Genomic DNA, 9,817 nt, shown 5'->3' on the forward strand with positions numbered 1-9,817 from the left:
GTCGGCTGCTTCGCCTGTCGGCTGCTTCGCCTGTCGGCTGCTTCGCCTGTCGGCTGCTTCGCCTGTCGGCTGCTTCGCCTGTCGGCTGTTAGAAAGGGGCCCTTTTAATACACGAGGCGTTAATAAGGGGCCCTTCCTTACATCTCCTAGCTGTCGCCGCCGGTCTCGCCGACCGGGGCGGCGGTCACGTCGTCGATGGCGTACTTCTTGGCCGCCTCGGCCGGTACGTGGGCTGGTACCACCCCGCGTAGCGCGAGCTGCCGCAGCGTGGCGACCGCGATCGACTCGGCGTCGACGTGGAAGTGCCGGCGTAGCGCGTGCCGGGTGTCCGACAGGCCGAAGCCGTCGGTGCCCAGCGAGGTGTAGTCGCCCGGCACCCAGCGGGAGATCAGGTCCGGCACCGCGCGCATCCAGTCGCTGACCGCGACCTTGGGCCCGTCGGCGTCGGCCAGCTTGCGCTGGATGTACGGCACCCGCGGCTCCGCGCCGGGGTGCAGGAGGTTGTACTCCTCGCACTCCACCGCGTCGCGGCGCAGCTCGGTCCAGGAGGTCACCGACCAGACGTCGGCGGCCACTCCCCAGTCCTGGGCGAGCAACTGCTGTGCCTTCAGCGCCCACTGCATGCCGGTGCCGGAGGCCAGCAGGTTCGCCCGGGGGGCGTCGTCGCCGGCTGCCGGGGCGGGGGAGTAGCGGTAGATGCCCTTGAGGATGCCCTCGGCGTCCACGCCCTCCGGCTCCACCGGCTGGTGGATCGGCTCGTTGTAGACGGTGAGGTAGTAGAAGACGTTCTCCTGCTTCTCGCCGTACATGCGGTGCAGGCCGTTCTCCATGATGTGCGCGATCTCGAACGCGAATGCCGGGTCGTACGCGACGACCGCCGGGTTCGTGGCCGCGAGCAGCAGGGAGTGACCGTCCTCGTGCTGCAGGCCCTCGCCGTTGAGCGTGGTGCGTCCGGCGGTGGCGCCGAGCAGGAAGCCGCGGGTCATCTGGTCCGCCGCCGCCCAGAGCCCGTCACCGGTGCGCTGGAACCCGAACATCGAGTAGAAGATGTACATCGGGATCATCGGCTCGTCGTGAGTGGCGTACGACGTGCCGGCGGCGGTGAACGAGGCGACCGACCCGGCCTCGTTGATCCCCTCGTGCAGGATCTGCCCGACGGTCGACTCCTTGTACGACAGGAACAGCTCCCGGTCGACGGCGGTGTAGCGCTGGCCGTGCGGCGAGTAGATCTTGGCGGTCGGGAAGATCGAATCCAGGCCGAAGGTACGCGCCTCGTCCGGAATGATCGGCACCCAGCGCTTGCCGAAGTCCTTGTCCTTCATCAGGTCCTTGAGCAGGCGGACGAAGGCCATGGTGGTGGCCACCTTCTGCTTGCCCGAACCGCGCTTGATGTCGGCGAAGCGCTCGCTGCCGGGGATGGCCAGCGACTTCGCGCTGGTCCGCCGGCTCGGCAGGTAACCGCCGAGCTGCTGACGCCGCTCGTGCAGGTACTGCATCTCGTCGGACTTCTCGCCCGGGAGGTAGTACGGCGGCAGGTACGGGTTCTCCTCCAGCGCCGAGTCCGGGATGTCCAGGTAGAGCCGGTCGCGGAAGGTCTTCAGGTCCTCCAGCGTCAGCTTCTTCATCTGGTGGGTCGCGTTACGGCCCTCGAAGTGCGAGCCGAGCGTCCACCCCTTGATCGTCTTGGCCAGGATCACGGTCGGCTGGCCGGTGTGCTCCGTCGCCGCCTTGTAGGCCGCGTAGAGCTTGCGGTAGTCGTGGCCGCCGCGCTTGAGGTTCCAGATCTCCTCGTCGGTCAGGCCCTCGACCATCTTGCGGGTGCGCGAGTCCCGGCCGAAGAAGTGCTCCCGGACGTACGCCCCGGACTCCGCCTTGTAGGTCTGGTAGTCGCCGTCCGGCGTGGTGTTCATGAGGTTGACCAGCGCGCCGTCGGTGTCGGCGGCGAGCAGCGGGTCCCACTCCCGGCCCCAGACCACCTTGATCACGTTCCAGCCGGCGCCCCGGAAGAACGCCTCCAGCTCCTGGATGACCTTGCCGTTGCCGCGGACCGGTCCGTCCAGCCGCTGCAGGTTGCAGTTGATCACGAAGGTGAGGTTGTCCAGCTCCTCGCGGGCGGCCGCCCCGATCGCGCCGAGGGTCTCCGGCTCGTCCATCTCGCCGTCCCCGAGGAACGCCCAGACATGCTGGTCGGAGGTGTCCTTGATGCCCCGGTGCTGCAGGTACCGGTTGAATCGGGCCTGGTAGATGGCGTTCAGCCCGCCCAGCCCCATGGAGACCGTGGGGAACTCCCAGAAGTCCGGCATCAGCCGCGGGTGGGGGTACGACGGCAGCCCGCCGCCGGGGTGCGACAGTTCCTGCCGGAAGCCGTCGAGCTGGCTCTCGCTGAGCCGGCCCTCGAGGAACGCCCGAGCGTACATGCCGGGGGAGGCGTGGCCCTGGTAGAAGATGTGGTCGCCGCCGCCCGGGTGGTTCTTGCCCCGGAAGAAGTGGTTGAAGCCGACCTCGTAGAGCGACGCGGAGCTGGCGAAGGTGGAGATGTGCCCACCGACGCCGATCTCCGGGCGCTGCGCGCGGTGCACCAGCATCGCCGCGTTCCACCGCACGTACGCCCGGATCCTGCGCTCGATGTGCTCGTCGCCGGGGAACCAGGGCTCGCGCTCGGGTGGGATGGTGTTGATGTAGTCGGTGGTGGTCAGCGACGGCACCCCGACCTGGCGCTCGCGGGCGCGCTCCAGCAGACGCAGCATGACGTAGCGGGCACGCTTGGTGCCGCGCTGGTCGATGACACCGTCGAGCGACTCGACCCATTCGGTGGTTTCTTCGGGGTCGATGTCCGGAAGCTGGCTCGGCAGGCCGGCAGTGATGACCGGGCGCTTGCGTTCCGTAGCCACAGGCGGTCCCTCGGTTGTGTGTGGGATAGGTCTCTAGCACCCATCCTGCCCCGTCCCGACGCTTGTCGTCACCTCCACCCGTCCGAGAGGCGACGCTCGACACAGGTACCCGTCAGTAACTTTGCGCTACGTCCCGTCGGAGAGGCGGGGGCCGGAGGAGATGGGTGCGGCTGGGCAGCGATGGGACAGAATGTGTCGTATGCGCAGTGAGGTGATCACCATCCGGACCGGTTCCCGGCCGACCGTCCGGGACATCACGAGCGAGGCGGAGCGGTTCGTCTCCGGGCAGGGCGACGGGCTGCTGCACGTGTTCGTGCCGCACGCCACCGCCGGGGTGGCCATCATCGAGACCGGCTCCGGCTCGGACGACGACCTGCTCACCGCGCTGGACGACCTGCTGCCCGCCGACGACCGGTGGCGGCACCGGCACGGCGCGCCGGGACACGGCCGCGACCACGTGCTACCCGCCTTCGTCGCCCCGTACGCGACGCTCCCGGTCCTCGCCGGACGCCTGGCCCTGGGCACCTGGCAGTCCATCTGCCTGGTCGACACCAACAGCGACAACCCCACCCGGCAGGTCCGGCTCTCCTTCCTGCCCGGCTGACCCGGGTTGATCATGAAGTTGTTGTCACTCCGCCCGGCGTGTCGCGACAACAACTTCATGATCGAGTGCCGCAGCGGCTGACCTCATGATCAACGCTGGGGTGTTGGGCGGGGGCGGTCGTGTCCCGCCGGGTCCCGGCCCGGGTGGTTCGTGTTCGAGTGGGCGAGGTGTGCTCCAGTCGGTAATGCTGTCGGACGTGACCACCCCGCAGGATCTCGACGACCGGTTCCGGGAGTCGCTGGCCGCGCTGCCCGAGCCTCAGCACCGCGCCGACCCGACGCAGCCGGTGGCCGAGGGTGTCCCGCTGACCGGCGCCCAACTGTTGACCCTCTTCGACGCCCAGGTCACCAGCCGGCAACTCGACCTCGCCGGACACTGGCTGCGCAGCTTCGGTGAGGGCTACCACACCATCGGCTCCGCCGGCCACGAGGGCAACGCCGCGCTCGCGGCGGCCCTGCGCCCCACCGACCCGGCGTTGCTGCACTACCGCTCCGGTGCGTTCTACTGCGTACGCGCCGCCCAGGCCGCCGGTCTACGCTTCGGCACCGGAGGCGAGACCCCTGCCGGCGAGGCCACGTCGACCGGTCCGGAGGCGACGTCCGGGCCCGGCGAGCAGCGAGCCGCGTCGGCGAGTGATTCGGCCGGTGCCAGCGGCTCGGTCGGCGCCGACCCGGGCGATGCCACCGCCGACCGGGCCGCCGTAGACGGCAGCGCCCCGCCCGGCGGTGCCACCTCCGATACCGAGATCGGCCGGGTCGCGCCCACGCCCGACCCGGCCGGCGGAGCCGCCGCGAGCACGGAGAACGACCCGACGGCCTCCGCGTCGCCTGCGGCCTCCCCACCGCCTGCGGTCTCCGCACCGCCCGCGGCCACCGGGTCCCCCTCGGTCTCCGCACCGCCCGCGGCCACCGCCGCACCGCCCGCGGCCACCGCCGCACCGCCCGCGGCCACCGCCGCACCGCCTGCGGCAATCGGGTCGCCTGCGGTCTCTGGCCGGCTGACCGAGGCCGTGCCCGGACACCACGACGAAGTCGGGCCCGGCGCGCGGATGACCTCGGTGCGGCGACCGGTGATTCCGGCGTACGCCGAGGCGGCGCGGGACGTGCTGCGCGGGATGGTCGCCTCCGCGCAGGAGCCGATCGCCGGCGGCCGACACAAGGTTTTCGGCCGGGTCGATCTCGCCGTGGTGCCGACCACCTCGATCGTCGCCTCACACCTGCCCCGGGCGGTCGGGATGGGGCTCGCCGTGGAACGGTTGCGCCGGCTCGACGCCCGGCGCCTGCCGACCTGGCCCGACGCGGCGGTGTCGCCCGCACCCTGGGCGTCGGACGCGATCGTGGTCTGCTCGTTCGGCGACGCCTCGATCAACCATGCCAGCGCCACCGCCGCGTTCAACACCGCCGGCTGGTACGACCACACCGGGCTGCGTATCCCGGTGCTCTTCGTCTGCGAGGACAACGGCCTGGGAGTCAGCGTCCGTTCGCCGCAGGGCTGGGTGGCGACCGCGCTGCGGTCGAAGCCCGGCATCCGGTACTTCGCCGCGGACGGCGCCGACCTGGTCGGGGCGTACCAGGCGGCGGCCGAGGCGGCCAACTGGGTGCGCCGGCACCGACGCCCGGCCGTGCTGCACATGAGCACCGTACGGCTGATGGGTCATGCCGGCGCGGACGCCGAGCGCGCGTACCGTAGCGCCGAGGAAATCGCCGCCGACCTGGCCGCCGACCCGGTGGTCGCGACCGCGCGCCGGCTGGTCGAGGCAGGCCTGGCCAGTGGCGCGGAGCTGCTCGACCGGTACGACGAGATCGGCTGGCAGATCCGCCGGATCGCCGAGCAGGTACTCGACGAACCTAAGCTGACCAGCCCGGCAGAGGTGATCGCCCCACTGGCGCCGCGCCGGCCGGCCCGGGTGGCACGGGCGGTGGCCGATGCCGGTACCCGGGCCGCAGGGGTGGGCGCGGCGGGCCGGGCCGAGGCCTTCGGTGGCAAGCCGCCCGAGCTGACCGGCCCGCTCACGCTCGCGCAGAGCATCAACGCCGCGCTCACCGACGGACTGCTCGACCATCCGCAGCTGGCCGTCTTCGGCGAGGACGTCGCCGTCAAGGGCGGGATGTACGGGGTGACCAAGGGTCTGCGGGAGCGCTTCGGAGCGGCTCGTGTGTTCGACACGCTGCTCGACGAGACCTCGATTCTCGGCCTCGGTCTCGGCGCGGGGCTGGCCGGCATGCTGCCGGTGCCGGAGATCCAGCACCTGGCGTATCTGCACGGCGCCGAGGACCAGTTGCGCGGCGAGGCGGCGAGCATGGGGTTCTTCTCGCAGGGCGCGCTGCGTAACCCGATGGTTGTCCGGGTGCCGGGCCTGGCGTCCCAGGAGGGCTTCGGGGGGCACTTCCAGAACGAGAACTCGGTGGCCGTACTGCGGGACGTGCCCGGCCTGGTGATCGCCGTGCCGGCCCGTCCCGACGACGCGGCGGCGATGCTGCGGACCTGCTTGGCGAGCGCGACGGTGGACGGCAGCGTCTGCGTCTTCCTGGAACCGATCGCGCTCTACCACACCCGTGATCTTTACCACGAGGGTGACGGGGAGTGGCTGGCCGGCTATCTCGATCCGGGGGCCTGGGCGAGCGGGCACGTACCCGTCGGCCGGGCCCGCGTGTACGGCGTCGGCTCCGCCGATGATGTGACGATCGTGACCTTCGGTAACGGCGTACGGATGTCGTTGCGGGCCGCGTCGACGCTGGCCGACGAGGGCATCGGGTGCCGGGTGGTGGACCTGCGATGGCTCGCGCCGCTGCCGGTGGCCGACCTCATCCGGGAAGCCGCTGCGACCGGCCGGGTGCTGGTGGTGGACGAGACGCGGCGCTCCGGCGGGGTGGGCGAAGGGGTGATCGCCGCCCTGGCGGATGCCGGATATGTCGGTGCCGTGCGCCGAGTGGCCGCTGTTGACTCTTTTGTGCCGTTAGGTCCGGCTGCCCGTCAGGTCCTGGTGTCCGAGGAGGCCATCACCCAGGGTGCCCGTACGCTGCTGGCACGGTAAATTTCGTTCCACCCGGTGCGCCACTTGCGCAGGAGGGCACAACTGTGTGGACTTTGCCTTACGGCGTCGACCCGACGCCGTGAACTTGCACTAGATGAGGAGGCACGCGACAGTGAGCGCGACCGCTGGTCAGGCTGCCGACGGGGTACGCAGCCTGGCAGACCGGTTCGGCATCGAGCCGGGGATGGTCGTCATGGAGATGGGCTACGACGACGACGTCGACCAGGATCTCCGGGACGCCCTGACCGACCGTTGTGGGGAACTGGTCGACGAGGACACCGACGAGGTGGTCGACGCGGTGCTGGTGTGGTACCGGGACGGCGACGGTGATCTCTTCGAGCTTCTCGTCGACGCCCTCGGCCCGCTGGCCGACAACGGGGTCGTGTGGTTGCTGACGCCCAAGGCGGGACGCGAGGGCCACGTCGAGCCGAGCGAGATCGCCGAGTCCGCTCCCACCGCCGGCCTCCAGCAGACCTCGACGGTGAACGCCGGCAAGGACTGGAGCGGTGCCCGCCTCGTGCTGCGTCGCGGCGCCAAGGGCCGGAAGTGACCCGGTGGACGCTGTGACGGGCTGAGGCCATCCCGATACCCGATTCCGAGGAGTGCCACATGCCGATCGAGGTTGGTGCCGAGGCACCGGACTTCGTGCTGAAGGACCAGAACAACCAGGAGGTCCGGCTCGCCGACCTGCGTGGCCGGCGTACCGTCCTGCTGGTCTTCTACCCGCTGGCCTTCAGCGGCCTATGCCAGGGTGAGCTGAACGAGGTGCGGGACAACCTTGACAAGTACGTCAACGACGACGTCCAGGTGCTGACCGTCAGCGTCGACTCGGTCTACGCCCACAAGATCTGGGCGGAGCGGGAGGGCTACCAGTTCCCGCTGCTGTCCGACTTCTGGCCGCACGGTGCCGTCGCCCAGGCGTACGGGGTCTTCAACGACGTCGCCGGGGTCGCCAACCGGGGCACCTTCGTCATCGACAAGACCGGCATCGTCCGCTTCGCTCAGGTGAACCTGCCCGGCGACCCCCGCGATCAGCAGGGCTGGCACAAGGCCCTGGCGGAAACCGCCGGCTGACCCGGTCCCGACCGGTATGAGGCGTCCGGCCGGGCCGGTGGGCGGCAGGGTAAGCTGCCAACCGCCGGTCCGCCGCACGGCGTTTCCGGGCGCGTAGCTCAGTGGGAGAGCACTCGCCTTACAAGCGAGGGGTCGCAGGTTCGAAACCTGCCGCGCCCACCAGTACAAAGGACGGCCCGGAGATCAGCTCTCCGGGGCGGGACAGCAACGGCGGTTGCATCAAGGCCGAGGTGACCGTGCCACCGGATTCCCCCGTTCGCGCCGGGCGGCGCGAACGTCCGGGGCCGCGGAGAGTCACATATGAACTACGGTCAGCTCATGTGTCAGGCCATCCGTCGGGCCCTCGCCACCGCCCTCACCGCCGTCCTCGCGGCCACAGTCCTGACCTCCGCCGCGCCGGTCACCGCCGCCGTGACCAGCGGCGCCATCTTCAACAATCCCACCATCGCCAGCCAGCAGTACGCCATCGTCGACCATCTGCGCGGTCTGATCCAGAACGCCGCTACGGGCTCGACCATCCGGATCGCGATGTTCCACTTCACCCTCCCCCGGATGTCGAACGACCTGATCGCCGCGCACGATCGGGGCGTCAACGTTCAACTGGTCGTGGACGCCAACTCCCGGGACTCCCCGGCGGTCGTCGATCTCGTCGCCAAGCTGGGCACCAGCCGGGCCAAGCCGTCCTGGGTCACCATCTGCACGACCGGCCGGGCCTGCATCGGGAACCTGAACTCGTCGATCATGCACAACAAGTTCTTCCTCTTCTCCGACACGTCCGGCACGATGAACGTGCTGGTGCAGAGCTCGGCGAACCTGACCAACGACGACGCGGAACGGAACTGGAACAACACGGTGACGCTGGTGGGGAACACCGCCGTCTACAACGCGTACGTCGCCTACTTCAACGACCTGGCGGCCCAGGTGAAGAACAACGACTACTACCGGACCACCTCCAGCGGCGACGCGAAGTCGTACTTCTTCCCGCGCGCCGGCTCGAGCGCCAGCACCGACACGATCTACAACACGCTCGACAAGAACGTCACCTGTGAGGGCAACACCTCGGTCGGCACCGAAACCGGACACACCATCATCCGGATCGGCATGTGGGACTTCAGCCGCAAACCGATCGCCACCAAGCTGCGTGAGCTGGCCGACCGAAAGTGCCGGGTCGACGTCGTCTACACCGAGATGGGCGGGGACGTGCGGAGCATCCTCGGCGGGCACGCCCGGATCAAGCTCTACCGGATCAGCGGCAGCCACATCGTCCACTCGAAGTACATGTTGATCGAGGGGACGTACAGCGGCCTGCGGGACACCAAGTCAGTGATCACGGGCAGCCACAACTACTCCGACCAGTCGCTGCGGGAGAGCGACGAGGCGCTGCTGCAGATCCAGTCGGCGGCCATCCACGACCAGTACCGGTCGAACTTCCGGGCGCTGCGCGCCGCGGGCCTGCCGCAGAGCTGAACCGCCAGGGTGGTCAGGGACGGGCCGAGGTGCTCGCGCGGAGGGCGAGGCGGAGGGGAGCCACCAGCAGGTGCTCGGCGTCGGACGGGTCGCGATCAAGACCGACCTGCGCAACACGAGATCCCAGCGCGCCATCGAACGCCTCGGAGCGCGTCGGGAAGGCGTGTGGCGCAACCACCAGCTACTGAGCAGCGGCACGGCCGGTGACAATGCAACCGCTGCGGTGAACACTCGGTATCCGGACGCGGCCAGGCACTCACATCCACCGCGAACGTCACCGGCCCATCACCTGACAGTTGATCAACCAGCAGATCCCGCACCCCGCCGACATCGACACCGGCCGCCGACGCGTCGTAAAGAGCACCGTGACCACGTCGAAAACAACCCGCCAGCGACACCACCGGACCATCCACACACAACACCGCGTCGGTGAGCTCGAACAACGCATCCGCACACGACGTCAGGCAGCCATAGAACGAACGACGGAACCCGACAAGCTCATCCCGACGCGCCGCACCACCCTGCTCGCCCCGAGCCACCGCCTGCGGCACACCAACAGCCACGGCCACCGCTTTCATCTTCTTCAAGTTCTGTGGAAGGAACCCGAAGAGGATCACGCGGTGGCCGCTCCACGTCACGCCAACACGCCGAGCGCAACCGACACCCACCGTCGAGACAGACGACCGCACCAATATCGTCCAATTAGAGCGGCCGGCAATAGGCGAGGTGGTCTGGTGATGCTGTCCC

The 9,817-nt window shown here is 69.6% G+C and carries 7 protein-coding genes and 1 tRNA gene; 7 read left to right on the forward strand and 1 reads right to left on the reverse strand.

The features are described from left to right. Nucleotides 1-146: 146 nt before the first annotated feature. Complete coding sequence (aceE, locus tag Vqi01_RS29245) at nucleotides 147-2,891, reverse strand: pyruvate dehydrogenase (acetyl-transferring), homodimeric type (RefSeq protein WP_204038372.1); 2,745 nt, start codon at nucleotides 2,889-2,891, stop codon at nucleotides 147-149. A 199-nt stretch (nucleotides 2,892-3,090) separates the two neighbouring features. Here aceE and Vqi01_RS29250 point away from each other — a divergent pair, with 199 nt between their 5' ends. From Vqi01_RS29250 to Vqi01_RS29280, 7 genes are all read left to right on the forward strand, one after another. Then, complete coding sequence (locus Vqi01_RS29250; protein WP_204038373.1) at nucleotides 3,091-3,495, forward strand: secondary thiamine-phosphate synthase enzyme YjbQ; 405 nt, start codon at nucleotides 3,091-3,093, stop codon at nucleotides 3,493-3,495. A gap of 184 nt (nucleotides 3,496-3,679) precedes the next feature. Beyond that, nucleotides 3,680-6,529, forward strand: a complete 2,850-nt coding sequence (locus tag Vqi01_RS29255; RefSeq protein ID WP_204038374.1) for a transketolase C-terminal domain-containing protein — start codon at nucleotides 3,680-3,682, stop codon at nucleotides 6,527-6,529. 112 nt (nucleotides 6,530-6,641) lie between these two features. Next, entirely contained in the window at nucleotides 6,642-7,079 is a 438-nt protein-coding gene (locus Vqi01_RS29260; RefSeq protein WP_204038375.1) for a DUF3052 domain-containing protein, read from the forward strand. 59 nt (nucleotides 7,080-7,138) lie between these two features. Then, nucleotides 7,139-7,603 (forward strand): peroxiredoxin, encoded by a 465-nt coding sequence (locus tag Vqi01_RS29265; protein ID WP_204038376.1) that lies wholly within the window; start codon nucleotides 7,139-7,141, stop codon nucleotides 7,601-7,603. 87 nt (nucleotides 7,604-7,690) lie between these two features. Continuing rightward, nucleotides 7,691-7,765: transfer RNA gene (locus Vqi01_RS29270), tRNA-Val, on the forward strand. Nucleotides 7,766-7,921: 156 nt separating this feature from the next. Then, the gene (locus Vqi01_RS29275; RefSeq protein ID WP_204038377.1) at nucleotides 7,922-9,070 is read left to right on the forward strand and encodes a phospholipase D-like domain-containing protein; all 1,149 of its coding nucleotides are present in this window, start codon (nucleotides 7,922-7,924) and stop codon (nucleotides 9,068-9,070) included. Nucleotides 9,071-9,366: 296 nt separating this feature from the next. Beyond that, nucleotides 9,367-9,817 (forward strand): hypothetical protein (locus Vqi01_RS29280; protein ID WP_204038378.1); only part of this gene is annotated, 451 nt, incomplete at its 3' end.

The sequence above is a fragment of the Micromonospora qiuiae genome (assembly GCF_016863555.1).
Taxonomy (GTDB): domain Bacteria; phylum Actinomycetota; class Actinomycetes; order Mycobacteriales; family Micromonosporaceae; genus Micromonospora; species Micromonospora qiuiae.

What these genes read in the sequence shown, in the direction of transcription:
- Vqi01_RS29250 (WP_204038373.1), top strand. Translation starts at nt 3,091, where the DNA reads ATGCGCAGTGAGGTGATCACCATCCGGACCGGTTCCCGGCCGACCGTC.
- Vqi01_RS29255 (WP_204038374.1), top strand. Translation starts at nt 3,680, where the DNA reads ATGCTGTCGGACGTGACCACCCCGCAGGATCTCGACGACCGGTTCCGG.
- Vqi01_RS29265 (WP_204038376.1), top strand. Translation starts at nt 7,139, where the DNA reads ATGCCGATCGAGGTTGGTGCCGAGGCACCGGACTTCGTGCTGAAGGAC.
- Vqi01_RS29275 (WP_204038377.1), top strand. Translation starts at nt 7,922, where the DNA reads ATGTGTCAGGCCATCCGTCGGGCCCTCGCCACCGCCCTCACCGCCGTC.